Source organism: Flavobacterium phragmitis (assembly GCF_900112575.1).
GTDB classification, from domain to species: Bacteria; Bacteroidota; Bacteroidia; order Flavobacteriales; family Flavobacteriaceae; genus Flavobacterium; species Flavobacterium phragmitis.
Window position 1 is genome coordinate 1 of the sequence record NZ_FOMH01000010.1, and the last position, 25,095, is coordinate 25,095.

The 25,095-nt window shown below is 31.6% G+C and carries 28 protein-coding genes; 24 read left to right on the top strand and 4 right to left on the bottom strand.

Annotated elements, in window-relative coordinates:
* Nucleotides 1-138: 138 nt before the first annotated feature.
* Nucleotides 139-1,215, bottom strand: a complete 1,077-nt coding sequence (gene prfA / locus BM289_RS17245) for a peptide chain release factor 1 (protein ID WP_091495846.1) — start codon at nucleotides 1,213-1,215, stop codon at nucleotides 139-141.
* Nucleotides 1,216-1,536: 321 nt separating this feature from the next.
* Between prfA and BM289_RS17250 the strand changes: the two genes are divergently transcribed.
* From BM289_RS17250 to BM289_RS17290, 9 genes are all read left to right on the top strand, one after another.
* Nucleotides 1,537-2,076, top strand: a complete 540-nt coding sequence (locus BM289_RS17250) for a hypothetical protein (protein ID WP_091495848.1) — start codon at nucleotides 1,537-1,539, stop codon at nucleotides 2,074-2,076.
* 155 nt (nucleotides 2,077-2,231) lie between these two features.
* Entirely contained in the window at nucleotides 2,232-4,082 is a 1,851-nt protein-coding gene (locus BM289_RS17255; protein WP_091495850.1) for a DUF262 domain-containing protein, read from the top strand.
* Nucleotides 4,083-4,149: 67 nt separating this feature from the next.
* Nucleotides 4,150-4,800 carry a hypothetical protein gene (locus tag BM289_RS17260; RefSeq protein WP_091495852.1) on the top strand — a complete coding sequence of 217 codons (651 nt, stop codon included), beginning with the start codon at nucleotides 4,150-4,152 and terminating at the stop codon, nucleotides 4,798-4,800.
* Between the two features lie 258 nt (nucleotides 4,801-5,058).
* Entirely contained in the window at nucleotides 5,059-5,616 is a 558-nt protein-coding gene (locus BM289_RS17265) for a hypothetical protein (RefSeq protein WP_143102097.1), read from the top strand.
* A 234-nt stretch (nucleotides 5,617-5,850) separates the two neighbouring features.
* The gene (locus BM289_RS17270; RefSeq protein WP_091495856.1) at nucleotides 5,851-6,540 is read left to right on the top strand and encodes a hypothetical protein; all 690 of its coding nucleotides are present in this window, start codon (nucleotides 5,851-5,853) and stop codon (nucleotides 6,538-6,540) included.
* A 92-nt stretch (nucleotides 6,541-6,632) separates the two neighbouring features.
* Entirely contained in the window at nucleotides 6,633-7,076 is a 444-nt protein-coding gene (locus tag BM289_RS17275) for a hypothetical protein (protein ID WP_091495858.1), read from the top strand.
* 63 nt (nucleotides 7,077-7,139) lie between these two features.
* The gene (locus BM289_RS17280; RefSeq protein ID WP_143102098.1) at nucleotides 7,140-7,520 is read left to right on the top strand and encodes a hypothetical protein; all 381 of its coding nucleotides are present in this window, start codon (nucleotides 7,140-7,142) and stop codon (nucleotides 7,518-7,520) included.
* Nucleotides 7,521-7,676: 156 nt separating this feature from the next.
* The gene (locus tag BM289_RS17285; protein ID WP_091495862.1) at nucleotides 7,677-8,030 is read left to right on the top strand and encodes a hypothetical protein; all 354 of its coding nucleotides are present in this window, start codon (nucleotides 7,677-7,679) and stop codon (nucleotides 8,028-8,030) included.
* A 21-nt stretch (nucleotides 8,031-8,051) separates the two neighbouring features.
* Entirely contained in the window at nucleotides 8,052-8,414 is a 363-nt protein-coding gene (locus tag BM289_RS17290) for a hypothetical protein (protein WP_091495865.1), read from the top strand.
* Nucleotides 8,415-8,881: 467 nt separating this feature from the next.
* Here BM289_RS17290 and BM289_RS17295 read toward each other — a convergent pair whose 3' ends face one another.
* Nucleotides 8,882-9,268, bottom strand: coding sequence for a helix-turn-helix domain-containing protein (locus BM289_RS17295; protein WP_091495867.1), 387 nt, complete (start codon nucleotides 9,266-9,268; stop codon nucleotides 8,882-8,884).
* A 318-nt stretch (nucleotides 9,269-9,586) separates the two neighbouring features.
* Between BM289_RS17295 and BM289_RS17300 the strand changes: the two genes are divergently transcribed.
* The 10 genes from BM289_RS17300 to BM289_RS17345 all read left to right on the top strand — a co-directional run bounded on the left by BM289_RS17300 (nucleotide 9,587) and on the right by BM289_RS17345 (nucleotide 18,068).
* A complete protein-coding gene (locus BM289_RS17300) occupies nucleotides 9,587-11,122 on the top strand; it encodes a tail fiber domain-containing protein (RefSeq protein WP_091495869.1) in 1,536 nt (511 codons plus the stop codon).
* A 379-nt stretch (nucleotides 11,123-11,501) separates the two neighbouring features.
* Nucleotides 11,502-12,197: a hypothetical protein gene (locus BM289_RS17305; protein ID WP_091495871.1), complete on the top strand. Its 696-nt coding sequence runs from the start codon at nucleotides 11,502-11,504 to the stop codon at nucleotides 12,195-12,197.
* 3 nt (nucleotides 12,198-12,200) lie between these two features.
* Nucleotides 12,201-12,530, top strand: coding sequence for a hypothetical protein (locus BM289_RS17310; RefSeq protein WP_091495873.1), 330 nt, complete (start codon nucleotides 12,201-12,203; stop codon nucleotides 12,528-12,530).
* A gap of 2 nt (nucleotides 12,531-12,532) precedes the next feature.
* Entirely contained in the window at nucleotides 12,533-13,042 is a 510-nt protein-coding gene (locus BM289_RS17315; RefSeq protein WP_091495875.1) for a hypothetical protein, read from the top strand.
* A 136-nt stretch (nucleotides 13,043-13,178) separates the two neighbouring features.
* Nucleotides 13,179-13,538: a hypothetical protein gene (locus BM289_RS17320; protein WP_143102099.1), complete on the top strand. Its 360-nt coding sequence runs from the start codon at nucleotides 13,179-13,181 to the stop codon at nucleotides 13,536-13,538.
* 56 nt (nucleotides 13,539-13,594) lie between these two features.
* A complete protein-coding gene (locus tag BM289_RS17325) occupies nucleotides 13,595-13,891 on the top strand; it encodes a hypothetical protein (protein ID WP_091495878.1) in 297 nt (98 codons plus the stop codon).
* Nucleotides 13,892-14,047: 156 nt separating this feature from the next.
* On the top strand, nucleotides 14,048-14,524 hold the full coding sequence (locus BM289_RS17330; protein ID WP_167365453.1) for a DUF3592 domain-containing protein: 477 nt from the start codon (nucleotides 14,048-14,050) through the stop codon (nucleotides 14,522-14,524).
* Nucleotides 14,525-14,572: 48 nt separating this feature from the next.
* Complete coding sequence (locus BM289_RS17335) at nucleotides 14,573-15,067, top strand: SRPBCC family protein (protein WP_091495882.1); 495 nt, start codon at nucleotides 14,573-14,575, stop codon at nucleotides 15,065-15,067.
* Nucleotides 15,068-15,283: 216 nt separating this feature from the next.
* Nucleotides 15,284-17,182: a phospholipase D-like domain-containing protein gene (locus BM289_RS17340; protein WP_091495883.1), complete on the top strand. Its 1,899-nt coding sequence runs from the start codon at nucleotides 15,284-15,286 to the stop codon at nucleotides 17,180-17,182.
* A 13-nt stretch (nucleotides 17,183-17,195) separates the two neighbouring features.
* Complete coding sequence (locus BM289_RS17345) at nucleotides 17,196-18,068, top strand: hypothetical protein (RefSeq protein ID WP_091495885.1); 873 nt, start codon at nucleotides 17,196-17,198, stop codon at nucleotides 18,066-18,068.
* Between the two features lie 100 nt (nucleotides 18,069-18,168).
* On the opposite strand, the gene BM289_RS17350 is transcribed toward BM289_RS17345, so the two are convergent.
* Complete coding sequence (locus BM289_RS17350) at nucleotides 18,169-18,546, bottom strand: GreA/GreB family elongation factor (RefSeq protein WP_091496309.1); 378 nt, start codon at nucleotides 18,544-18,546, stop codon at nucleotides 18,169-18,171.
* Between the two features lie 528 nt (nucleotides 18,547-19,074).
* Between BM289_RS17350 and BM289_RS17355 the strand changes: the two genes are divergently transcribed.
* Nucleotides 19,075-19,509: a copper resistance protein NlpE N-terminal domain-containing protein gene (locus BM289_RS17355; protein ID WP_143102101.1), complete on the top strand. Its 435-nt coding sequence runs from the start codon at nucleotides 19,075-19,077 to the stop codon at nucleotides 19,507-19,509.
* A gap of 78 nt (nucleotides 19,510-19,587) precedes the next feature.
* Nucleotides 19,588-20,001 (top strand): DUF3997 domain-containing protein, encoded by a 414-nt coding sequence (locus BM289_RS17360; RefSeq protein WP_091495888.1) that lies wholly within the window; start codon nucleotides 19,588-19,590, stop codon nucleotides 19,999-20,001.
* A 10-nt stretch (nucleotides 20,002-20,011) separates the two neighbouring features.
* On the opposite strand, the gene BM289_RS17365 is transcribed toward BM289_RS17360, so the two are convergent.
* Entirely contained in the window at nucleotides 20,012-20,803 is a 792-nt protein-coding gene (locus BM289_RS17365; RefSeq protein ID WP_091495890.1) for a DUF5995 family protein, read from the bottom strand.
* A gap of 225 nt (nucleotides 20,804-21,028) precedes the next feature.
* Here BM289_RS17365 and BM289_RS17370 point away from each other — a divergent pair, with 225 nt between their 5' ends.
* The 3 genes from BM289_RS17370 to BM289_RS17380 all read left to right on the top strand — a co-directional run bounded on the left by BM289_RS17370 (nucleotide 21,029) and on the right by BM289_RS17380 (nucleotide 24,909).
* Entirely contained in the window at nucleotides 21,029-23,335 is a 2,307-nt protein-coding gene (locus tag BM289_RS17370; RefSeq protein ID WP_091495893.1) for a type IA DNA topoisomerase, read from the top strand.
* A 263-nt stretch (nucleotides 23,336-23,598) separates the two neighbouring features.
* Nucleotides 23,599-24,075, top strand: coding sequence for a DUF6265 family protein (locus BM289_RS17375; protein ID WP_091495895.1), 477 nt, complete (start codon nucleotides 23,599-23,601; stop codon nucleotides 24,073-24,075).
* A 330-nt stretch (nucleotides 24,076-24,405) separates the two neighbouring features.
* Nucleotides 24,406-24,909: a DUF6265 family protein gene (locus tag BM289_RS17380; RefSeq protein ID WP_091495897.1), complete on the top strand. Its 504-nt coding sequence runs from the start codon at nucleotides 24,406-24,408 to the stop codon at nucleotides 24,907-24,909.
* The last annotated feature ends 186 nt before the right edge of the window (nucleotides 24,910-25,095 follow it).

Here is a 25,095-nt window from a genome sequence, read left to right on the forward strand (position 1 = left end):
TGCTAAGAAGCTAAGACACTGAGATTCTGAGTTTTTTTCCACAAAAAAAGCCGAACAAAAGTTCGGCTTAAATTTATGTTCAAAGAGAAAAACTTAGTCCCTTAGAATCTTAGTATCTTAGCATCTAAGAAGTTTACGTTAGTAAACTTCCGAAGCTTCCTTCAATTTCTCCATATTGTTAACCAACTGAAGCTCAGAAACGATTTTCTGAATATCACCATTCATGATATTTCCTAAATCGTAAAGCGTTAAACCAACACGGTGATCCGTTACACGACCTTGTGCGTAGTTGTACGTACGAATCTTAGCCGAACGGTCTCCAGAACTTACCTGAGAGCTACGTTTTTTAGCATCTTCTTCCTGCTTTTTGGCCAATTCCATTTCGTACAAACGAGAACGTAATACCATCAAAGCTTTATCTTTATTCTTGTGCTGTGATTTCTCATCCTGACATTGCGCTACCAATCCTGTTGGAATGTGCGTTAAACGTACAGCCGATTTCGTAGTATTTACCGACTGTCCACCAGGTCCAGACGAACAGAAGAAATCCACACGAACATCGTTCATATCTACTTGTACATCAAACTCCTCAGCTTCTGGTAATACCATAACTGTTGCAGCCGATGTATGTACACGTCCCTGAGTTTCGGTTTGTGGCACACGCTGTACACGGTGAACACCAGCTTCAAACTTCAAAGTTCCGTAAACATCTTCTCCTGTAACTTCAAAAATGATCTCTTTGAAACCTCCTGAAGTTCCTTCGTTCATATCTACAACAGAAGTTCTCCATCCTTGTGTTTCACAGTATTTCGTGTACATTCTGAATAAATCTCCTGCAAAAATACTCGCTTCGTCCCCACCCGTTCCGGCACGGATCTCCACCATAACGTTTTTCGCATCTTCAGGATCTTTAGGAATCAGCATGAATTTGATTTCTTCCTCCAATTCTGGCAGGCGTTCTTTTGCTTCATCCAACTGCATTTTGGCCATTTCCACCATTTCAGCATCACTTCCGTCAGCAATAATTTCGTTTGCTTCGTCGATGTTGGCCAAAACTATGATGTACTCTTCTCTCTTTTCAACCAGCGCTTTTATCCCTTTGTATTCCTGGTTAAGCTGTTTGTAACGTTTTTGATCAGAAATAACATCCGGCTGAATAATCAAATCCGAAATCTCATCAAAACGCTGCTTTACATATTGAAGTCTATCTAACATTTTCTAATTCCTTTTATTGGACGGCAAAATTACAAAATTTTTGTGGAAAATTCTAGTGGTTATTTTTTGAGGGATTTATGTTGACTATTTAGTGGAATTTGGATTGTTTTTAGGAGCAAGTTCCTGCTATCCGCTATATCTTTTTAGGCAGAAGGTTGACGGTTTTAATAAAATTATTTTCGTTTGCCTAAAAAGGATGCCGCTGCTATCAGGGCTAGGGCAATCGGTTTTCACAATGCGTTTACGGTTTTCCGTAATGTATTTAGATTTTATGTTCTTAGTTTTGAAAACCATACTAAACTAATAACCATAAATTTTAAAATGAAAAAACTATTCACCACATTTTTGTTTCTTTTTATAATCACCCAAAATTATTCACAAAATAAGAATTCTGAAACACGCCAGTTTATCGAAAATGCCGAAATAATGAAAATAAATAAGGATTGGAATGTAAAAGCTGAATTTACTACTGGATTGAAAGAGGTATTAGTTTTCTTTCCTGTTGAAGCAATTAACTTAAAATCAAACAATAAGATAAAAGCTTTGCAGGTAGAAATGGCATTAACCGACAATTATTTTAAATCATCTTGGATTGATTTAAATGAAGTTGACGAATTTATTTTATTTATTGAACAATATGTTATTCCAAATCTAAAAGACAAAACCGAAAAGAATCAATCAACAACATATACATTTAATTCTAAAGAAATAACATTTAGTTTTTATATTCAAAATACCTCTAGAAGAATATCAATATATCTTAAAGACAATGGCATTACAGATTATAGACACTATTTCTGGACAGAATCGCAGGTAAGTAAGATTCCAGAATTACTTACTATGTTGAAAGCAATTAAATAAATCAAATTTATAATAGCACAATTTTACCTTCGATAATTATAAAATCAGGTGTTTTTACTCAGAAGTTTGTTTAAATAAAATACGATGTTTGTTTCTTTTTATCTTCGCAATAAACATTATTATAACAACCATTACAAAGCATACACAAGAAATTTATGGAGAAAAAAACTTTATCAAATATTCTGGAAGGAAAGATTTTTCAAATACCTGATTACCAAAGAGGATATGCTTGGGAGATAAAACAATGGAAAGATTTTGTTCAGGATATTGATGCTTTGATAGATGATAAAATAATTAATCACTACACAGGAACTATTGTTATTTACCAGCCGATTTATAAACCAACAGAAAATTATGGTACAAAAAAACTTGAAATAGTAGATATAGTTGACGGACAACAACGGTTAACAACTTGTAGCATATATTTATCAATTATTCTAAAAGAACTTATTAAAATATCTGATGATTTTAATTCTGAAGTTCCAATTTATCTTTTTTCTGGAAGCAAAAGTAAACTACGCTTAAATAATGATACAGCCGATTTCTACTATGATTTAATATCAAAAGGAGTGAGCAATTTGGAACCAAATTCTATTCATCAACAAAGAGTTTACGATGCATATTCTTTTTTGAAAAGACATATTGAAGAACAGCTGGAAATAAGAGCAGAAAAAGGAGAAAATTATTTAAGAGATTTATTTGATGCTATTATTCGAAAATTAAACTTTTCATTTTATCCTATTGAAGTAGAAAGCGAAATAGGAATGACCTTTGAGCTTATGAATTCTAGAGGAAAAGATTTATCCTCAATGGAACTACTCAAAAATTATCTTATGTATTGGGTATATAGAAACATTCCAGATGCATCAGAAAAAGAAGACTATACTAAATTAATAAATAAAACCTGGAAAGAAGTTTATGTAAATATAGCAAAATGTAGTGGTAGTGAAAGCCAGTGTTTACGCATCGCATGGGCATTATTTGTAAGCTATACTCCAAAAAACTGGGAAGGTTACAGCGGTTTTAAAGCTGATGACGTAATTCCTTTACGAAATTTTTCAATTAAGAGTAAAAATGAAGTAAAAGACTTTCTTTTAAAATTTTTAAATGGTCTTGCATTAATCTCAAAACATTATTCAGCAATTATTAAACCTATCAATATTCCTCTTAAAGAAAGTGAATTCAATCTGCTTACCAAAATTAAGAATGCAGGAAATATTGCAAACTATCTTCCTTTGTTGGTGGCTGCCAGAATCAAATCTGAAAATGGTGAAGTACAAAATATCGATTATGTTGATTTCTTAAAATCAATAGAAATCTTTTCTTACAGAGTTTTTCTTTGGGAAGGAAAACGAAGCAATGCCGCTTTATCAAAATTCTACCGATGGTCTGATGACGTATTTCATTCTAAGCATTCTCTAAAATCAGTTACAGACTGGATTTATGGAACAATTAACTGGTACTCTCCCGAAAATGATTTCAGAAAATCTTTAACAGATCATTTTTTTACATGGTATCATCACAGAAGATTATTGAAATACACTCTTTTTGAGTATGAGCTCTATTTACTACAAGGCAAAAATCCATCAAAATTAAATTGGGAAGATTTGACAGACTCAACAATCGAACATATTTTACCACAAAATCCTGATCCAAACTCAAACTGGCTTATCAGATGGACCAAAGAAGAACGAGAAAGGTTTACACATGATATATCTAATCTTGTACTTACTAAAGACAACTCACGATATAGTAACTTTGAATTTGAAAGAAAAAAAGGAATAGCAGGCACTGGCTTTTCTTACTCAAATTCAGACATAAGACAAGAAAGAAAAATTGCAGAATATAATGATTGGGTCGCTGAAAGCTGCAACAAAAGACGTGACGAATTAACAAACTGGATAATTCAAAATTGGGGAATTGAAAGACATTATCAACAACCTGTAATTGAAATTATCGAGGAAGAGGAAGAGGAAGAGGATTCAGTATCTTCTCTTATTTTTTAAATCTCATTAGCTTATTTAAATAAAGTATACATGGAATACAAATATAATGAATATATAAAACTAAAATATGCACATAGTAAACAGTTATGAAGAATTAAAAAGAGTAATTGGATATTCTTTTAAATATGATAAAAATAAATCAAAAATTGTTGGACTACTATTTGCCCAACCAGATAGCTTTACAGAAGATGAAATATTAAAAAAAGTTGATTATTATAATAATAGATCAAGAGAAACAATTGATTTTTTTTGCATCGGTTATCAACCTCAATCTTTTAGACCTAATCTTACTGTTATAGCTAAGGTAGGAGATGAAAAGTGGACTTTTTGTCCTGACAACTTTAATGAATTAAGAATTGAAATTGAAAAAAGAACGAAATGGAAATACTCTGGTAGTGTGGAGTTAGTTTTATTTAATGCATATTTAGATGATTATGAAGATGATGTAAAATTTGATTTTTCGGATTCACTTTCAATTGATTTAATAAAGGCAAAAAATGAACAATTAATATATAGTGTTGGAGAAATATTTGAAAAAATTTTTAATATATCAGAAACAATAACCAGTGATAATCCAACAAAAGAAATGAGTCTAAAATTGATTGGAAATACAGGTAAAAAATCTTTTGTAAATATCCTTTTCAATCTTTTACCAGAAGCAATTAGAAAAGATACGAAAAGTATATATTTATATGGGACAAGTAATTATGATAAATAATCTTCGCATCGCTCGTGAAGACTAACTATCCAAACCAATTTTAAAAACTTTGCAGGCACGAGCGGGACGCTCGCACTAGCAGAGGGGATATATGGATAAAAGTTGATTAAAAAAAAAAGACATAATGACTTTCAAGCTCGTACCTTAAGCCCACTCTTAGCATCATTCTATCTAAGAAAGACAATCTGTTATGCTAAGTCTCCTTACTTGGCCAGAAAAAGGAATATAAAACTACAAATCCATACAACCTATAAACTTATGAATGAACAAAATTTTTATGATGAGTTAAATGAAGATGAGAAAATCGTTTTTAACAAATACAAATCAAATACTGACAGATTTTGCTATAATTTAAATGATAATTTACGCAATAAAACACCAAATAGAGAACAAATAATAGATATAGAAATTCTTGACGGAATTATAAATAAATATCAAAATGAAGAACGTATTATTTTACATCGAGCGACAGTTGAAAACTTAGTTTTACCTTTCATTGAGGATAATATTTATCGTAATCAAGAATATCTATCAACATCAACAGATCTAGAAAGTATAGAAACGCATTTTACAAATAATGTAAGACCAACATATATAGAATTTGATTGCGCTGCAGGAACTTTCATGGCTCCAATGCAATCTAATCCTATGTTTGGTGATTTAGAAGAGGAAGCCTTATTAGGTAGAAATTTGCAATTTGAAATTATAGAAAATAGGTTGACTGATAATAATGATGAAATAACATCAATTATGGGCAGGTTTTATGGACAAAATGTAGAATCTTTAAGAATCATTAAGGCTAAAACTATTGAATAATTTTATTACTCGATTGCGTGACAATCCGTCCCTATAACAGTTTAACACAATAAAAATCATTAAAACAAAAGCTACAAAGAAACATATAGCTTTTGTTTTATATTTACAAAAAGAACAAACCAATCTTTGTGGGCACGGTATTACAAATCCGAGCTATATCGGTAGGCACGAGCAGGACACTCGCGCTAGCAGGAGAAATTTTCTTTGATCAAGCAACAATATACAATTTTTAAAATGCTGAAATTATCTGTAGAAAAGATTATTACGAATGATTCACTAAGAGGATTAGGTCAAAATTTTAATGGCAAAAATCCTCAAGAAACAGCAATCGCTGGAAACGATATTTTTGAAATTAAGCAAGCAATGAATCTTACTGCATATAAGATTGGAAAAATAAACATTAACAATGCATTTTTACTCTCTGATAAAAAAGATATTTTTTATTTATATGTAAATGCTAAATATCGGAACTACAGAAAACTATTCTTAAGATTCATAAATGAGATTCCTACGAATTATCATGTTGACCATATTTTAGCGAGAACACAAGCGAGTCACTATAATTATAAATATGTATTAATTTGCATGTTGCCTAAAATTATAAACATAAAGCATGGAAGAATCGAAAAAATTAAAATGTCTTTAGAAAATTTAAACAACTTACCTTCCATCTGTTTCATGGACGACAGGATATACAATAAGATTCTGTTAAGAAGTCCTACAGCTAGGCAAAATTTTGAACAAATTAAATCTGGTTTTTTTCCAACTTCATCTCCTAAATATGGATTAACCTTGAAACAAAAAGGTATATGGAACAGCTCTTTTGGATTCTATAAATCTAAAATTAACGCATTATTTGAGTCTGGAATATTGAAAAAAATAGAACTAAACGTAATAACGAATCTTCATAATGATTGTGACTAGCGTAAGTAATAAATATAATAGATTAAAAAACACGAAAAAACTTTCTCCATCCCTAACACAAACAAAACGCAATTAAAAATTTATACCTTAAAATGGCCAAATCCAAGCTAAAACTGATTATACTTATCGCGATAGTACTTTTCATTTCGTATAAATTAATTTCGTTTTTTTCTACATTTCATATTTATGCTGCAGGAAAATATCCTTATGCAGAAACTTATTACATCAAAAGTCCTGAAAAGAAAATTCTGGAGGCATTGGAAAAAATGCATCTAACAAATCTTGATTTAAAAGATGAAAATACAGCTGACTATTGGCATAACATTTATTTTGATTTAGAAGGAAAAAGAATAGAAGCATGGACAAGACCTAGTATTGATGACGGAACAGACTTCGCCCTAGTGGCTGTACACAAAAACAGAAAAACGGGTTGGCAGTTAGTTAATCAGGAATTGGGTTTGTTTCAAAATATAATGCTGAAAAGAGAATTTGAAAAGGAAATAGTTGAAAAACTAAAAGCTGAATTAGAAAAATAGAATATTTTTCTCGAATCTTGTCCCCGCTCTAGCCAGTTGAATACACTCATTAATAATGTACTAATGAAAATAGAAATTAATAAAAAATACCAGTCAAGTTTAATCGCCAATACTGATCTTCATGCTGGTGGTTTGTTTTTTTGTATAATCTACCAAAATCAACTAGAGTTTTTTGAGAATGGTAAAGTTGAGCTAACAAAAAAGGTCGTTGATGCCTTTCGCCCTATGGATGAGCATGAAGTTAAGCATTTACAAAATTATAAGATTGTTGGAGACTACTCCTTTAATGATAGAGGATATTTGGTTTGTACGTTTGAGGATTTGTTTTGGACATTTACCGGATTGTCTACCGAAAAAGATAGTTCAATTATTCCTTTTAACATTTATGATAGTCGCACGCTAAATAGATGGGGAGAAGTTTACAAACTTGAAGAAATTATTTAGTGACAGCGGTTTTTTAAATATTATTTCCCGCTGGCACAAACGAGACGCTCGCACTAGCTGGAGATTTTTTATTGATAAAAGACACAATTGGCAAATTATTTGAGATCAAAAAAGCTAGACGAAATATCTTATTTTATAAAACTAAATCTATCTAAAATGAATAAACTACTCAAGCTAAACCTTATTGGTGTGATTTTATTTTTGACTTCTTGTACTTCGATGTCTCCACTTCAAGTGCATAATTCTCTTCCAACTTTAACAAAATCAAAATACATTACACAATCAGAAATCGAAACAAGCAATTGTAAATTTTTAACAAAAGGCAGGAGTTTCGTTGCTCCTATTGGAATGACACCAAAAAACGATTTAATGAATGCTGCCAAAGGAATAGATGAATGGGTTAAAATTGATGGAGGAAATGCCTATGTTTTAAAAAACTTTAATTGGGTTAATGTTGACAAAGAAACTACTCAGCTTCATGTAGATTTTGATACTTTAATTTGTGAATAATTTACAATAAAAAGAAAAAAAATGGAAGAAAGATTCTGCTGGCGTTGTGATACAAGAGTCAAAATGCTAAATGACGAAGAATTTAAATTATGCATGGAAGCATTTATGCATGGAAAAAAAGTAGTTGAAAAAGAATTAGAAAGAAGAAATATCAAAGATTTTGTTTGGCTAGAGAAAATTGAAACTTTTGAAAAATACCGCTATCTTCTCGAAATGTATCGCATAATAACAGGAGAATACGAATCAAATCCCTTAGCTATTTTACACCATCGAAGCAGTCATTTTGGAAAAGATTGTCCTAATTGCAGCAAACCTTTTAGAACTTCACGAGCGATATATTGTCCTAGTTGTGGTTATGGGGCAGAAAATTTGACTAAAATTTAAGTACTAAACTAAAAAACATTTTTACAGCTCCAAAGCATCCGGACGCAAAGTATACTTGCCAATCTTTGTAGATAAACGAGTGTGATTTGCTTTGCCTATTCGCTATCGCTCGGGTCTCGTTCCGAAATGACATACTGGGCGAACTGACGGCGTTTTGTCATTTCGACTGAAAGGAGAAATCGCACTAGAAACTCCGCAAAGCATGTCGCCAATCTTTGCGGAGCTACTTGCGGAGATTTCTCCTTACGTCGAAATGACAATACTGCGTGGATAAACTGATTTTATAGCAAAGTTATTATAACCTATATCAAGAATTTGCAAAAAAAATACGCTTTTTTTGTATTTTTTTTGTGATTATATTTGCTATGACAAAGTAATTTCACTCCTTGCTGGCACAAAAACAAAAAAATACGCAAAAGCCTTCCAAAAAACCTTTGCGCATTTCCATTTATATCATAAAAAAGGAACTACTTTCCTCCCAATAACTTCTCCAAATATTCATTCTTCTCCTTCTCTGCCTGAATCAAACGCTCGTAAAGCTCTACGACTTTATCTAAAGGATTGAAAGTACAATTCTCATAATGCTTGTTAAAAGCACCGTTATCATATATGTTATTAAAGTAGTTAATCACGTTTTCTTCCGAAAAATTTTTAATGGCTTCAATACTCACTTCAAGCGCTTTAGCAATTTCAAGCAGTTTTTCTTCGTCAATGTTTTCACTTGCTTCCAAGTTAGAAATCGTTTGCTGACTTACACCAATGGCGAGTGCCAAGGCTTCCTGTTTCATGCCTTTTAGTTCTCTAATACGGTTAATATTTCTTCCGATATGTTTTGTTTTTGCTGTTGTATTCATTGATCAAAGGTATTTAAAATTCTTAATGCGGAAAGCGCTCTGGTAAAAAACAAAATCTCTTGGTAAGATACAAGTTGGTTTAGTTCGACACTTTGTAATCTTTTACTTGCTTTGCAATCGTTTTGTAAAATTAAACTTTCCAAAACAAATCTATTTAAAATTAACACAGCAATACCACAATAGTTGTGCAAAATAGATTTTTAAAATTACAAATTTTCATTTGCAATTCCCTGCATCCTGCCCTTTAAAGTTTATCCGCCTTACCAGCTTTTCGGAATTAATAAAAAAATTAAAACAAACTTAAACAAAGAGAGAAAAATGAAAATGTCTTTTAAATTAGCCCTTCTCTGCTTAGGGCTGTCCTTAACTTATGCCAATGCACAAGTAGGAATGCCAACCAACAACCCAAATAAAGATGCTGTTTTAGATTTAAACAGAACCGATGGCACTAGCAACAAAGGTCTTTTATTAACAAAAGTAGCATTAACAGGAACCAATAATTTCACTCCTATGACTGCACATGTGGCAGGAATGCATGTTTGGAACACTGCAACCACAACTGGAACAAATGCAGTTATACCGGGTGAATATTATAATGATGGTGCAAAATGGGTTCGTGTATCTTCTTCTACAGATGTAGCAAATGAGTGGTTACTAGATGGAAATACTAATGGAGCATTAAAAACAATAGGGACAAAAGACAATTTTGATCTTCCTTTTATTACCAATAATACAGAGAAAATGCGATTGACATCTTCTGGTTTTCTGGGAATTGGTACAGATACGCCTTTAGCTGGAATTCATTTAAAATCTGATGATCGATTTGGTAATAATGTTATATTTGAAAGTGGTGCAAGTGATGGTTCAACTTTAACATTTGTGCGTCCAACTTCAGTTGTTGGTACTCCAATGGGGGTTATGTCTTTTAATACTGAGGTTCCTGTTTTAGGTGCAACGGAACTTAGCCGTATTGTATCTGCTTATCGAGGGACCGATTTATCTGCGTTTTATTTTTTTTTAAATAGATCAAGTAAAGCGCAAATGACATTAAATGAAAATGGATATTTAGCGCTTGGAACAACAAGTCCTGCATATGGATTTCATATGGTAAGTGATATAAGTGATGGTAGGGGGATAAATGGGGCTAGTATAGTTTCTGATCAATATACGGCAAGTGCTAGTGCGGGGCCTCAATTTTATGCAGATAAATCCAGAGGCACGGTGGCCGTTCCTGAAAATATTGTTGCAGGGGACAAACTTGGGACATTTGGTTTTAGAGGTATGGTAGGCGGAAGTTTTACTTCTTTATCTGCTATAACATCTTATTATCAAAGTGGTTCCCTATCAGATTTGCGTTTTATGACTTCTAATGCTACGAGAATGACGATTGATGAAAATGGGAATGTAGGTATTGGCACAATTAATCCAGCTCAAAAGCTGGATGTAAATGGATCAATTAAATCAACAACTGCATTAATTGTATCAGATGCTCGTTATAAAACTAATATCGAAACACTACAAAAACCATTAGAAATAGTAAATCGTCTTCGTGGGACATCATACTTTATGAATACAAAGCAATTTCCTGATAAAGGTTTTTCAGAAGGAAAACAATATGGTGTTATTGCACAGGAGGTAGAAAAAATATTACCGGATTTAGTAACAACTGGAATCGATGGTTATAAAGCGGTAAATTATCAAGGTTTTATTCCAGTTTTAATTGAAGCCGTAAAAACACAACAAACAGAAATCGAAAATCAGAAAAAAGAATTAGCGGGCAAAGAATCTGAAATAAAAGACTTGAAAGACCGCATGACCAAATTGGAAAAAACTGTAAATGGCTTATTGAAATAGTTAAATGCAATTGTTGTAATAGGTGTTGTATTTTCCAGATTTGCAATTCGTGTTATTGTTGAATGATAAGATTGACTTAATAAAAAAACCGAAGCAACGTAAAGCCTATCTCGTCCTGAAATAAGGTTACCCGATTGCACCCGATAGCGCGGATTTGTAATCCGTGCCTGCAACAGTTTAACACAATACAAATCATTAAAACAAAAGCTACATAAAAACATGTAGCTTTTGTTTTTTATTTACTTTACTCCACAAAGAGCTCTTATAAAATCCCTCTAACTCAAACAATCCAACTGAAGGCAAAAAAACTAGAAGATTCCAGAAAAATTTGTAAGAATACGTTTTGTTTCTATCTTTAGTCTTTAGAAAATCAAAAGACATGAATAACCCCAACAGAATCTATTTTTTAGAAAATCCGTATCCAAACGGTCACGCTTTAGAAGAATTTGAATGGAGCGGCAGAATTGAAGAAGACGAAACGATTTGGTTTGATTTTCATTTAAAAACCGAAAATTATTACGCTGAAGACGACACAGACCTTGATGACGAAGAAGAGGAAGAAGACGTTGATAGCGACTGGGATTCTAAAGTAGTCTGGGGAAATTTCCATCGCTGCACCATGTCTTCGACTTTTTGGGGCGATAACGGAATTAAAATCAGCACACCATCTGAAAAAGTCGTTTTTAATGATCTTATAAAAGACGTTTTACTGGCAGACCCTTTTCCGCTTGATGACGATTATGATTATGACGATGTCGCTTTCGGAATCTATTTATTAGGACACGACAGCTGTGCCAATCATTGTATTCAAATTACTCCAACAGCTTTCAACCAATTTGATATTGACTGGTCTGGAAAAATCGCTTTGACTTATGTCGGCGACGACGAATTTAGATATGATTTTAAACTGCATCTTCAAAACGTCGAATTCGATGGTTTTCATTATCCAAAAACTTGGTCGGTAGAAAAAGCCAGCGATTTCTTTAAAACCCGTTTCGCAGATTTTGAAGACTACGAGTTTGTAGATCTTAATCCGAAAAGTAATAAACGGGAATATAAGTTTAAGAAGAAGTAGTTTATGAAAAAGAATATTACATCTGCCCTAATTGTCCTTTTTATTGGAATTTCTATTTGTTTTACTTCGTGCAAAGAAAAAAACAAGGATGAAGTCAAAATCACAGAAAAACAGGCACTCCAAATTGCCAAGAGATACGGCATTACAGGAGATAGTATTGAGATATCTTTTCAAACTTACATTTATGCAAAAAGCACTTTAGGATATCAAAAAGGAAAACGAAAATTGTATTACTGGGACATCTCAAAAAAATGTAATCAGTGTCCGTTTATACAAATTGATGCGGTTACAGGAAATGTCTTTTCTGAAGGCAAATACACCTACGTATATTAAAGATGAAAAATAGTATTGAAAAAGACATCCAAAATCTAACAACCCAATTACTCGAATTGGCAAGGTTAAAATGTTGGAATTTTATTTCGAACAATGTCGTGTTTCTTTTATCTAATATTTCGGAAATAGAAGGTGAAAACTTTTTTACTCAGCGAATCAACAGAAATAAACTCAACAAGAGTAAAACACCAAAAAGCTTTAGTGAAGCTATTACAGATTTTAAAGAAATTTACGATTTGATTTATGACATCAATTTACATATTTACAAAGCTGAAAAAAATCAAACTATAATAGATATTCGATATTTTCTGAAAAATAATCTTGATCCTGATTATTTAAAAACTGTAATTAATAATCCGTCGATGCTTCATTGCAAAATTGCACTACCACCGTATCGCAAAAATGATGATGACAAATTTGATGTAAATTGGGAATTAGGGGGCATTAGCTATCAATGGAATATGTTTTGGTACAAAAGAAAATTAAAAAAATGGTCGCAGACGAGAAGGTAATCCCAATAGCTCTAGTCTGTAAACTTTTAAAACCAATTTAGAAATCTTAAATATTCTTCAATTGAAAAAAATAATCTTCCTTCTTTTCATGGCTTTATTTTCATCCTGTAAAGAAAACAGTGAAAGTCAAAAACTTATGTATAAACAACTCCTAAACTATAGGGATGAATTAAAAACGAATTCAACAGCCTTAGATCAATATATCGATATTCGTTTAGAAAATGATAAAGCGTACAAAAACATGATTGGAGACAGAAAAAGAATTTTTCTCGAATATGAAAAATCTTTTGAAAAACTTAAATTTAAGGAAAGAGATAAGATTGTTAAGCTTCGTGATTCATTTAATGAGAAACATGAATTGTATCTACGTTTTGATGCTTCCAATTACGATGGCAATATATCTGATACGCTCTTTAACAGATTAATGGAAATTGACTTTTATCGTATAAAGACTAGATTTCAAAATAAATATTTACTCATACATGGATGTATTTAAAACTACACTCTGATAAGCATCTCTTTTAAAACGTTACATTCTTCAATGATAATCTGATGAAACAAAAACCATTTTATATTATTAGCATTTTCTTAATCATTTTTATTGTTTCCTGTTTTTTATGGATGATTAGAAACAACACATTTACTGAAAAAGCAACCTATATTGGTTATCGAGATAAAGACATAGAAAAGAAACTAGGATATAATCTGGAAGATTATTTAAAAACAAAATCTATAATTTCATTAGAACTTAATGGAAACGAAAAGTATGATGATAGCATTTTAAACCTTTTTCAGCTAGAAATTCAAGAAATAAAAAAAAACAAAATCCAAATCAAGGAATTCATTTAAAGTTTAGTAAAAAGACCACTTACGAAAATGTGATTCGTTCCTTTACTATCTGTAAAACAGAATATTGCGACACCTATGTCCCTGATGGATATGACTTTTGGGTTTTTCCTTATTATAAAAAGACCAATTCAAAACCTAAATAAAACCAGAATACAAATGGAATTTAATAAAAAATATGGAATACCAATTGTTATCTTTTTTGTTTTCTTTATGTTTTATAAACCTGTTATTTGTTGCTTAATGATGGGTATGCTTGCATTAATATATGCGGTTAACAGCATTTTTTTCTTAAATAATATCAGTAAAAACGGAATAGGAATTACGGGTAAAATCGTGTCTTACGAATCAGACAACGAAGGCTATAAAACGCCTGTTATTGAGTTTAAAACTGCTGAAGAAACATTAATTACAGGAAAGCCTTCTTTTCACACCTCTTCCGATTTAGATAAATTTAGATCTTATCGAGGAAATATAGATAAACCTATAAAAATAGTTTATGATCCAAAGAACCCTGAAAAATTTATTTTAAAAGATAATTCCAACGGCTGTGGTCTTATTTTTTTAATCATCATTGGTTTGATTTTTACGTATATTTCGATTGGAAATCTGATGGGATATAATAACATATTCTAAAAATGGTATTTCATTAAAATTTAGTTCTGAACAATTAAAAAATTAAAAATGGAAAACTTCGACTGGACTTCTTTCAGCAAAAAAATAGCCGTTAAAGCTAAAATCAGCGAAATCTATAACGCCTGGACAATCGCGAATGAACTGGAAAAATGGTTTCTGGAAAAGGTTTCTTTTTTTGATGCCAATCAGGAACCAATTGACAAAAACCAAAACGTTACAGAAAACGGTTCTTACGAATGGCTTTGGTATTTGTATGATGATTCGATGAAAGGAAAAATTACTTCTACAAATGGAAAAGACTTTTTACAGTTTACGTTTGAAGGAAATTGTTTGGTTGATATAAAATTGAGTGAAACAAATGGTTATACGATAGTTGAACTTCGTCATCATAATATTCCAACAGATGATTCGTCTAAACAATACATTAGACTCGGCTGTTCCAACGGCTGGCATTTTTATTTGACCAATTTAAAATCGGTTTACGAAGGTGGGTTGGATTTACGTAATAAGGATGAGAATTTGAATCCTATGATTAATAATTAAATATTTTTTAAAATATAAAATCTTAAAATGCGTGAAAGCCTAAAAACTTTCACGCATTTTTTTTCTATTCTACTCAAAAGGAAATCCGTACTTATTTCCCTCATTTACGGATTTCCGTAAAACCACTAGTTGTAAAGCTTTTAGTTTTGAATAAGAAATTCTCAATACTCTTAAGTAAGAACAAATCAAATTCACCAAAACAAATATCACATAATCATGAACGATCTTATAACAAACGGAACAGAAATTAAACAAAGGATTATCTCTGAAATAAACAATGCTAAACAACTTATCTACATTGCAATGGCTTGGTTTACTGATAGAGATATTGCAATGGCTATCATCGAAGCAAAAAATAGAGATTTAACTATTGATATTATTCTTTCTTCAAATGTTCAAAATGAGACTGTTAAATTAATGCTTAAAGGAGCTGGTATAAATGTCCATGCTTTCGAAACAGGAGATACAAGAGGAATAATGCATCATAAATTCTGCCTTATTGATAACAGACTTACAATTAATGGTTCATACAATTACTCAATAAATGCAAGTTTTAATAATGTTGAAAATGTTCAGGTTTCGGATGACTTTAGAATTTATTCTCAATTTTTATCAGAATTCGAACGTCTAAGATATAATATTGATCACAACATTGGAGTAAATACAACTGTATCTTCCAGTATTACATCTCAAGAAGTTAAAATAGAACAGCCTCAACCTATAAACATTATTGAAACTTTTTCGCAACAATTACACAATCTTGTTTATTCTGCAGCTCAAATTAATACTGAAGAATATAAAAAGAAAGGCTACGAAAAATCAAAAGATAATCACGGTAGTATTGAAATTTTCAGAACAGAATATGATCATATAAAAGAAGAAATTAAAACCTATGCAACCGACGAAGGTTTAGGTAGTAAAAAGAACATTTTAATTTCTAATATTTCAAAAGCTTTTGAAAGCATGAAAACAAATTTAGAAAATGAAAAACAGGAAAAAATAACAATTGAAAAAAAGAATAATGAATTAGAAACAAAACAGATTAAAGATAAAATAATTGAATTAAAACAAGAGAAATCTATTTTTGAATCCGGTAATCAAAACACAGGGGAAAAAGGATTACTTCAAATCAATAAAGAAATTGAAAAAAATAAATTAGAAAGAAGATCTTTAGAACAATCTTTTGTAGTAAAAAAGTTTTGGACAATTGGAACTGTTCTAATTTTAATAGCTTTAGGGATTTTTGTCTTTTATCTATCTATATTTTTTGCATCAGCAATTTATAAAGTCTTTTTTGAAGGGAATGCCATACTGATGTCATTACAAGCAGGAATTAACCCTGGAATTCCTCAGCTTGTTGATGCAAATGCAATAATAAAAATTTTTAAACAACAGGGAACTTTATTTGGTATTATAGCAGCGCTTTTCTTTTTAATACCTGTTTTATTATCAAATCTCAAAATTCTTGGCAGTGAAAATAAACACTTAAATAATGTTATGTTTTGGGTAGGATTATTAATATTTGACATTGTGGTTTCAAGTATGGTTGCAATCAATACCGATGAAATAAAATCTTTATTAGCTGGAAAAAAATCTACTATGCAGATTTGGGAAGTTGTAAAACATGGTGAATTCTATTTAATTTTTACGTTTGGAATGTTTCCTTTAATTCTAACTCATTTTTTAATTGATTATGTGGTAAATGCTTATAAAAAATCTAAACCTGAAATGGTTGATGCTGAAAAAAACAAAAATATTCAATTCTTGGATGAGGAAATTCTTGAGTTAAATATACTAAAAGAAGCATTAAGCAATAGAATTAAAGAAAATGAAGCTTTGATTAATGAAAACAATTCTAAGATTTTAAATCTGGAAACAGAAATTAATAATTACGAGAATCAAATCAATAGTAAATATTCTGATTTGCAAAAACAAACAAAAATCATATTTGATGAGTTTATTGCTAAAATAACAAGTGGTAAAATTTTTACTGATGTAATCTTTGATAGTATTATTACTGCTTATAAATCAGGTTTTATAGAACATCTTCCAAAGTACTACGCCACAAATGAAGTAGCCGTTCGAGTTAGAGAAATAGAACAAGTATTAATTTAATTTAGCGTCTAAAATGAAATTTATTTTAATCTTTTGCTGTATATCATCTTTATTGATTGGATGTGCACCCGAGCCTCAAAACAGATCTTTGACATACCAAAACATTGTAATTATATCAGATATGTCTAGCAGGATAGATAATAAAAAATTGAAGGACTTAGATAAAATTCATGAACTAGTTAATTTTTTCAAAATTGATTGTGTTAAACCAGGCGAGAAAATCGGTGATAAATCATCTATTTCATTTTCGCCATTTTCAGAAAAAACAATTGCTTCTATTGATTTGGAAAAATATAAAAGCTTGGAGGAAAAACAATCTTTTATAAATTCAACTGGGAAATTTAAAAATAATGGATTAAAAGAGCAATTAGATATTTTTGAAAACAAAATCAAAAATAAATATCAAAATACCAGAAATAATGGTTTGGATCTAATTAGTCTTTTGATTGAAAAAATCGAAAATGAATCTATTATAAAAAAAGATACAATGCTAATTAATGGGGTAGATACAATTTCCATAAAATATGAGAATCATATATATGTTTTTACAGATGGTTATTTGGAATATTACAATAAACAAGGAAATAGTCAATTTTATTTTAGTAATTCTGAGATTGAAAAAGTAAGGCAGTTCTCTGCAAAAAATCAAATAGATGTATCAAAAGCACTCGCCACTAACAATTTATTGGGACTTCCTTTTCAGAAAAGCAATAAAAACAAATATATTAACTTACATATATTAGAAACTCATGAACGTGATAAAGATGACAAATTAGCAATGTATAAATATCCTAAAGGACAAAGAGACAATGAAATTCTTCAAGCCGTTTGGAAAAAATGGTCAACTGAAAGTGGTTTCAAAAGTTTTGAATGGAAAAAATATTAATAAGCTCTCTAGCATTTTAAATCGACATTTAAATATTTTCAATAAAACATCCCAAAAAACATTTTTTGGGATGTTACTAAACTAAAAAAGAAACCAATATTTAAGCCTCTACTTCTACCCTCAAAATTTCGAGTTTCAAATTTCCTTTTTTTGCCGGCCATTCAACAACATCGCCTACTTTGTAACCAATCATTGCAATACCTTCATCTGAGAGTACAGAAATTTTGTTTTTGCTCACTTTAACTTTTTCGGGACCAACCAAAAGAATTGTTTTTTCTTCATTTTTGATATGGTCTTTATAAGTTACTTTTCGGTTTACTGAAACTATATCTTCAGGTAGATTTCTTCTTAACACCTGAGTAGCGTGTTTTAGCTGATTCAATAAAAGTTCTTCTTCGTGCGGGGTTACTTTTTTTCTTCTTACGTGATCTTTAATTAAATCGTATGTTCCTGTAGTTAAAATAATATTTTGTGACATGACTTTCTTGTTTGCTTCACTTTTCACCGAATTATGATATAAAACTCTTCACTGAATATCTCGCAGTCCTATCTAATTCAATGATACCTGATCCTGAATGAAAATTGAAGATTAAAAATAAAAACGAACTGTAAATGGAAGAATCCCTGTCTAGAGTTTTGACAGGGCAAAAGGAATAAAGTCCTTTGAGCTTTTTAAGAAAGCATCGTCATGCAGATACAATAAGGTGTACATTAAGCACATCAAACAGCTGTTTACTAAAAATAAATTGGCAGTTTCCATTATTGTAATATCTGTAATCTTTGGGCAAGATACAGCTATTTTTTTAGTAAAAATTAAATTTAGCTAAAAATTAAGATTATTCTCACCAAGATAAATGGCTTTAGTTTTGCAGAAATTCAAGACAGACTTTTTTTAATCTAAAACTTTTAATTAAAAATTTAATAAATACGGTTTCACGTAAGGATATTGATTCTAAAGAAGTTACTTTTGAAAAAAGTTTTCAAAAAAGACCAAAAACCAAAACCAATGAAACTTATATTAACCGTTTTACTTCTAATTTTCAATCTTATAACATCGTTTGCTCAATCCAATTCGTTTGCAGGCGATTACACACGTTCACTTTCAGATACTGAAAAAAAACATATAATTGAATACAAACTAACTTTAAATCAAGATGGCACATTTGAATTTCATTCGTATTCCAAAATGCAAGGTGGAATCCCGCCAGAAAATAATAAATATGGAAAAGGAAAATGGAGCTCAAAAGACAATCTAATTACTTTTTCATCGGACAAAAAAGAAGATCTGAATGAAAAATATACGTTGGATTTTAATAATTCTACTGCACGATTTGTAACAAAAAACCCAAGAGACAAAAGCGATAAAGTAGTTCAAACCAAACTACAATTTTTAGAATCAGGAATTTTTTGGATGAAGAGAATTGATGTTTTTAAAATATAAAAAAATAATACTGTATAAATAATTACCCAAATCTGTTTTTAAATCTTCTAATTAAACTGAAAAAGAGAATTTAAACTCATGAAAAAAATCATTTTTATAGTCTTAGTATCCATTTTAGTATCATCTTGTTTTGGTTTATATGATTACGGCAGTGATGCCATTGTAGACGATTATGAAACACTGTGGGTCGATATTTATGAATCTCGATCTTTAAAAAAAGGAGAAATTTTAGTTCCCGCCTATGTTTTTGCTGTTGGCTATGATTCGAAGTATATTTACTCGAAACAGCATCCACTTGTAAAAAACGCAACTGATAAAATAAATCGAGATGTAATCAATTATTACATTATCGAAAGAACGGAAAGCGGTTTTCAGGATAAACCTATTTTTGGTCCTTTCAATAAAACCGGATTTGAAAAGAAATGTATTGAATTAGCGATCAAAAATCCAGAATTTGATTTAACTTTCCCAACAAAATGGCATTTTGACTGATTCTGTTTTTCTAAACCGTAACACACTTCATATTATTTTCTTCCATAATTCGCAAATCGATTATTTTTTGAGCAACAGTTCCTTTTTCAAATAACCGAATGAATTTAAAAATTGCACTAACATAATATCCAGGATTTGAAACCAAACGTGCAATTTCTGTAATTCTTTTATCTCTTTCTTGTATACAAGCTTGAGTTTGATTTTCAGGAAGTGCCACAAATTCATTTGCAAATTGCCAAGCACCATTTCTAGCGGTTTCCATACTAAAATCAATAAAGAAATTATCGGCTTTGCCTGCTAATTTTAGTAAAACAGTAAGAGTGGGCCAGATTTTGATTAAGCATTTTTCTACGCCTTTTACCAAACTGCTGAGTATTGAATTTATTTTGTCAAAATCGGCTTTTAAGTCTCCAATATTTTCTGCTGTACTCACCTCAGCAGCCGCGATTCCCAAATCCAGATTGATATGTGCATTCATTCCAAGCAGTAAATGCTGTATTACAATTGGCCAGAATTTTTCTGCCTGTTCAAAAGAAAATGCCCAGCATTCCGAAGGTTTTTCTTTGGCTTTATACAGATAATAAGCTTCAATGTAACGATTGGCAAAAATAACATCCAGTTTTTCCATTCGTTCTCCGTTTTGAAAAGAACCATCCGCAATTCCCTGTTTTATTCTTACCGTGACTTCACGATATAACATGGCAAATAAACCAACTGGACTTTGCTCCAATTTTGAGGTTTCAATGATTTCATCCAATATCTGAATAACCTCATTTATCGTAGATGCTTGTCTTACACTCATTTTAATCGTTTTTGGTTAAACGAATATACTTATTTTAATCCTTTAAAAATCAACATTTTAAAGCAATATCTTATATTTTTTCGCTTCTTGACAAATTAAACTCAACAACTCCGTAGAAACCTAATTTTACTAAGAGATAAAAAAACTTAGCATCTTAGCGTCTCAGAACCTTAGCAACTTTCTCATAAAAATCCTAACTTCGCTCCTCAATAAGAAAAGGAAAAAATGAAGGTCTGTATTGCTGAGAAACCAAGTGTAGCACGCGAAATAGCATCCGTTTTGGGCGCCAATACCAAACATGACGGCTATTATGAAGGCAACGGTTATGCCGTGACCTACACTTTTGGGCATTTATGCACCTTAAAAGAACCCAACGATTATAAACCGCACTGGAAAAGCTGGGATTTGAATAACCTGCCCATGCTTCCTGAAAAATTCGAAACCAAAGTGGTTCAGAATTCCGGAATCCAAAAACAGTTTAAAATCATAAAAACCCTTTTCGAAAAAGCCGAAATGGTCATTAACTGCGGGGATGCCGGGCAGGAAGGAGAATTGATCCAGCGCTGGGTAATGAACGAAGCACATTATAAAGGCGAAATCAAACGTTTATGGATTTCGTCTCTAACTACCGAAGCTATTAAAGAAGGTTTTGACAATCTGAAACCTTCTGAAAACTATGATAATTTATTCTACGCTGGATTTTCTAGAGCAATTGGCGACTGGCTTTTAGGAATGAACGCTACCCGTTTGTACACTGTAAAACATGGTGGTTACAAACAGGTTTTGTCTATTGGACGCGTGCAGACACCAACACTCGCAATGGTTGTGGACCGATTTAAAGAAATTGAAAACTTTAAACCTCAACCCTATTGGGAATTGCAGACTTTGTACAGAGAAACACTTTTTAGCTACGAAGAAGGTCGTTTTCTAAAAAAAGAAGATGGTGAAATTCTGGCTGAAAAAGTTAAAGAAAGTGATTTTGAAATTGTTTCTGTTGATAAAAAGAACGGAAACGAATACGCTCCAAAGCTATTTGATTTAACAGGTTTACAGGTTTATTGCAATCAAAAGTTTGGGTTCTCGGCAGAAGAAACGCTTAAAATTGCACAAACATTATACGAACAAAAAGCGATTACATATCCAAGAGTTGATACGACTTTCTTACCTGGAGATATTTATCCAAAAGTACCTGGAATTCTGCAAAAACTGACGAATTATTCTCATTTAACAGAACCGCTTTTAGGAAAGAAAATCAAAAAATCACCCAAGGTTTTCAACGATAAAAAAGTAACCGATCACCACGCGATTATTCCAACAGGAATTGAAATCAATCTACCTCATAATCAGCAGCAGGTTTATGATATAATTGTAAAACGCTTTATTGCCGTATTTTATGATGATTGCCTTGTTGCCAATACAACAGTAATAGGAAAAGCAGCCGATGTAACTTTTAAAGCCACAGGAAAAGAAATCCTTAAAAAAGGTTTTAGAGTCGTTTTTGAAGATCCAAATGCAAAGGAAAAAGAACCCGATTTATTACCGAGTTTTGTTGTTGGCGAAAAAGGGCCGCATGAACCTTCATTTCTTCAAAAAGAAACCAAACCACCGAATTATTATACCGAAGCAACTTTGCTTAGAGCAATGGAAACGGCAGGAAAACAAGTCGATGACGAGGATTTACGTGAATTGATGAAAGAAAACGGAATTGGTCGTCCGTCAACTCGTGCTAATATTATCGAAACGCTTTTTAAGCGTCAATATATTGTTCGTAATAAAAAACAGATTTTACCAACCATTGCAGGAATTCAGCTAATTGATACGATTCAAAATGAATTGATTAAGTCGGCTGAACTCACGGGTTCTTGGGAAAAACAGTTAAAAGACATTGAAAAAGGTACTTTTACTGCTGCTGCTTTTATTCGAAACATGAAAAAAATGGTGGAAGCTTTGGTTTATGAAGTTCGAAGCGAGACTACTCGCGCTAATATTTCTTACGCAGCATCGGTTCAGAAACCTGTTGTTAAAGCAGAAAAAAAGAAAGCTTCTGGAATTTTGGCTGAAACTTGTCCAAAATGCCAAAAAGGGAATTTTATAAAAGGAAAATCGGCTTTTGGTTGCAGCGAATATAAATCGGGTTGTGACTTTGTACTTCCGTATGTTTTTCATGATAAAAAAATTACAGAACCTCAATATTTACGATTACTTCAAAAAGGCTCAACCGTAAACATTAAAGGCTTTAAAACAGATGCAGGAACAGTTGAAGGTTTGATTCGTTTTGAAGAAAACTACAGACTTAAATTAGAACCCAAGAAAACTGCACCAAAAACAGCCACAAAAGAAGAAACTTCAGATTCTTTAGTATGTCCAAAATGTAATAAAGGAACGATTTTAAAAGGCAAAACAGCTTACGGCTGTGCTGAATACAAATCGGGCTGTGATTTTAAAGTGACTTTTGACGAAGTCAGAGCCAAACTTCAGGATCAAAAACCTACAAAGGAATTGGTGTATTCTATTTTACAGGAAAGTGTTTAAGTTATTTAGCCACAAATTTATTTCACGCAGATTTTGCAGATGTAAGCAGATATTCGCAGATTTATATAATTTAAATCCAAATTTAATCTGCTAGAATCTCCAAAATCTGCGTGAAATAAAATCATTATAATCTTTATAATCCCGATCGCTATCGAGAGTGGCATAAATATCGTTCCAATTTTCAAAGAAAAATTCGTGGAAATTCGTGTAATTTGTGGCAAACATTTTTTTCATACATTAGTACAATCAAAACCTTACAAAATATGTTTCAGAAAATTACTCTTATTGCACTTATCATAGCTTTCGTTTCCTGCCAGAAAAAAGAATCTGTAGAAAAAGATAAAATAAAACTAGCCGACTGGTTAATCGGAAACTGGGAAAATACTTCTCCAGAAGGCGTTTTAAGTGAAAACTGGCAAAAACTAAATGATAGTACTTTTAGTGCTTCTTCTTATTTTATAAAAGGTAAAGACACACTTCATTTTGAAACTATAATCCTAGCACAGCTTGGCGAAAAATTAACTTACAAAGCAACCGTAAAAGGACAAAACGACGATAAACCTGTTTTCTTCCCTGCAACTTCTGAATCAGATAAACAATTGGTTTTCGAAAATGCTAAACACGATTATCCGCAAAAAATTACGTACACAAAAGGCGCTAATAATACTTTGACAGCTGAGATTTCAGGAAATTTGAATGGGAAACCGAGTTCGGAGAAATTTGTGATGACGAAGAAGTAGTTATATAAATGTGCCGTTCCTACGGAACTTTTGCTTCCCCGTACGTCTATTCTTCAACGGATTGAAATCCGTTGCTACAAAATAATTCATTCCTACGGAATTTTAAATCTTGAAAAAAGAACCATAGGTTCGACCAATTTTGTAGGGCTGGACTTTAGTCCAGTTAATTTGCGAAGTTGTTTTCAAAAGAGCCGTAGGTTCGATAAATATATGGCATAGATCAAGATTTCAAATATTTTGTTTGATTTATTATAAAACAATTCAAAAAACTAAAAACCAAATATTTATCATAAATTTGATATCATTTTGATTTTTTCTAATAAACAAATCATGAAAACAAAAGGTATTCTATTTTCCTCGATTTTAACTTTAGTAGTTTTATCTTCTTGTAAAAAAGAAATCAAAACCGAAGCTTCTGTAAAAACATATCCAAATCTTGCCAAAGCAGAATGGTTTATTGGGGAATGGGGAAATAAATCGGCCGAAGGCGAACTTACCGAACGCTGGAAAAAAGAAAATGATTCCGTTTATCTTGGCGAATCCTATTTTGTCGTTGGTCAAAATGATACTGTTTTTGCAGAACAGGTTCGTTTGGAAGAAACTAACGGAAAATTATCTTACACTGTAACAGTTCCTGGACAGAATCAAGAATTGCCTGTAAGTTTTGAAATGACCTCTGCAACCGAAAATCAAATTGTTTTTGAAAATCCACAACACGATTATCCAAACAAAATCATTTACAATCTTGTAGCGAAAGATTCATTAATTGCTGAAATTTCAGGTTTAAAAAAAGGCAAACCCAATACAGAACGATTTGTCATGAAAAAGCGATGATCCTAATGGCGAAAAAAATTTTAATATGAATCGTTCCTACGGAACTATTAGCTTTTCACAAATCGATTTCAACGGATTGAAATCCGTTGCTACAAAATAATTCATTCCTAATGGTACTTAACCTTAAAAAACTTTGTGTCTTAGCGACTTAGCGGCAAAAAAACTTAGTATCTCAGCATTTCAGCA

What these genes read in the sequence shown, in the direction of transcription:
- prfA (WP_091495846.1), bottom strand. Translation starts at nt 1,215, where the DNA reads ATGTTAGATAGACTTCAATATGTAAAGCAGCGTTTTGATGAGATTTCG.
- BM289_RS17250 (WP_091495848.1), top strand. Translation starts at nt 1,537, where the DNA reads ATGAAAAAACTATTCACCACATTTTTGTTTCTTTTTATAATCACCCAA.
- BM289_RS17255 (WP_091495850.1), top strand. Translation starts at nt 2,232, where the DNA reads ATGGAGAAAAAAACTTTATCAAATATTCTGGAAGGAAAGATTTTTCAA.
- BM289_RS17260 (WP_091495852.1), top strand. Translation starts at nt 4,150, where the DNA reads ATGCACATAGTAAACAGTTATGAAGAATTAAAAAGAGTAATTGGATAT.
- BM289_RS17265 (WP_143102097.1), top strand. Translation starts at nt 5,059, where the DNA reads ATGAATGAACAAAATTTTTATGATGAGTTAAATGAAGATGAGAAAATC.
- BM289_RS17270 (WP_091495856.1), top strand. Translation starts at nt 5,851, where the DNA reads ATGCTGAAATTATCTGTAGAAAAGATTATTACGAATGATTCACTAAGA.
- BM289_RS17275 (WP_091495858.1), top strand. Translation starts at nt 6,633, where the DNA reads ATGGCCAAATCCAAGCTAAAACTGATTATACTTATCGCGATAGTACTT.
- BM289_RS17280 (WP_143102098.1), top strand. Translation starts at nt 7,140, where the DNA reads ATGAAAATAGAAATTAATAAAAAATACCAGTCAAGTTTAATCGCCAAT.
- BM289_RS17285 (WP_091495862.1), top strand. Translation starts at nt 7,677, where the DNA reads ATGAATAAACTACTCAAGCTAAACCTTATTGGTGTGATTTTATTTTTG.
- BM289_RS17290 (WP_091495865.1), top strand. Translation starts at nt 8,052, where the DNA reads ATGGAAGAAAGATTCTGCTGGCGTTGTGATACAAGAGTCAAAATGCTA.
- BM289_RS17295 (WP_091495867.1), bottom strand. Translation starts at nt 9,268, where the DNA reads ATGAATACAACAGCAAAAACAAAACATATCGGAAGAAATATTAACCGT.
- BM289_RS17300 (WP_091495869.1), top strand. Translation starts at nt 9,587, where the DNA reads ATGAAAATGTCTTTTAAATTAGCCCTTCTCTGCTTAGGGCTGTCCTTA.
- BM289_RS17305 (WP_091495871.1), top strand. Translation starts at nt 11,502, where the DNA reads ATGAATAACCCCAACAGAATCTATTTTTTAGAAAATCCGTATCCAAAC.
- BM289_RS17310 (WP_091495873.1), top strand. Translation starts at nt 12,201, where the DNA reads ATGAAAAAGAATATTACATCTGCCCTAATTGTCCTTTTTATTGGAATT.
- BM289_RS17315 (WP_091495875.1), top strand. Translation starts at nt 12,533, where the DNA reads ATGAAAAATAGTATTGAAAAAGACATCCAAAATCTAACAACCCAATTA.
- BM289_RS17320 (WP_143102099.1), top strand. Translation starts at nt 13,179, where the DNA reads ATGTATAAACAACTCCTAAACTATAGGGATGAATTAAAAACGAATTCA.
- BM289_RS17325 (WP_091495878.1), top strand. Translation starts at nt 13,595, where the DNA reads ATGAAACAAAAACCATTTTATATTATTAGCATTTTCTTAATCATTTTT.
- BM289_RS17330 (WP_167365453.1), top strand. Translation starts at nt 14,048, where the DNA reads ATGGAATTTAATAAAAAATATGGAATACCAATTGTTATCTTTTTTGTT.
- BM289_RS17335 (WP_091495882.1), top strand. Translation starts at nt 14,573, where the DNA reads ATGGAAAACTTCGACTGGACTTCTTTCAGCAAAAAAATAGCCGTTAAA.
- BM289_RS17340 (WP_091495883.1), top strand. Translation starts at nt 15,284, where the DNA reads ATGAACGATCTTATAACAAACGGAACAGAAATTAAACAAAGGATTATC.
- BM289_RS17345 (WP_091495885.1), top strand. Translation starts at nt 17,196, where the DNA reads ATGAAATTTATTTTAATCTTTTGCTGTATATCATCTTTATTGATTGGA.
- BM289_RS17350 (WP_091496309.1), bottom strand. Translation starts at nt 18,546, where the DNA reads ATGTCACAAAATATTATTTTAACTACAGGAACATACGATTTAATTAAA.
- BM289_RS17355 (WP_143102101.1), top strand. Translation starts at nt 19,075, where the DNA reads ATGAAACTTATATTAACCGTTTTACTTCTAATTTTCAATCTTATAACA.
- BM289_RS17360 (WP_091495888.1), top strand. Translation starts at nt 19,588, where the DNA reads ATGAAAAAAATCATTTTTATAGTCTTAGTATCCATTTTAGTATCATCT.
- BM289_RS17365 (WP_091495890.1), bottom strand. Translation starts at nt 20,803, where the DNA reads ATGAGTGTAAGACAAGCATCTACGATAAATGAGGTTATTCAGATATTG.
- BM289_RS17370 (WP_091495893.1), top strand. Translation starts at nt 21,029, where the DNA reads ATGAAGGTCTGTATTGCTGAGAAACCAAGTGTAGCACGCGAAATAGCA.
- BM289_RS17375 (WP_091495895.1), top strand. Translation starts at nt 23,599, where the DNA reads ATGTTTCAGAAAATTACTCTTATTGCACTTATCATAGCTTTCGTTTCC.
- BM289_RS17380 (WP_091495897.1), top strand. Translation starts at nt 24,406, where the DNA reads ATGAAAACAAAAGGTATTCTATTTTCCTCGATTTTAACTTTAGTAGTT.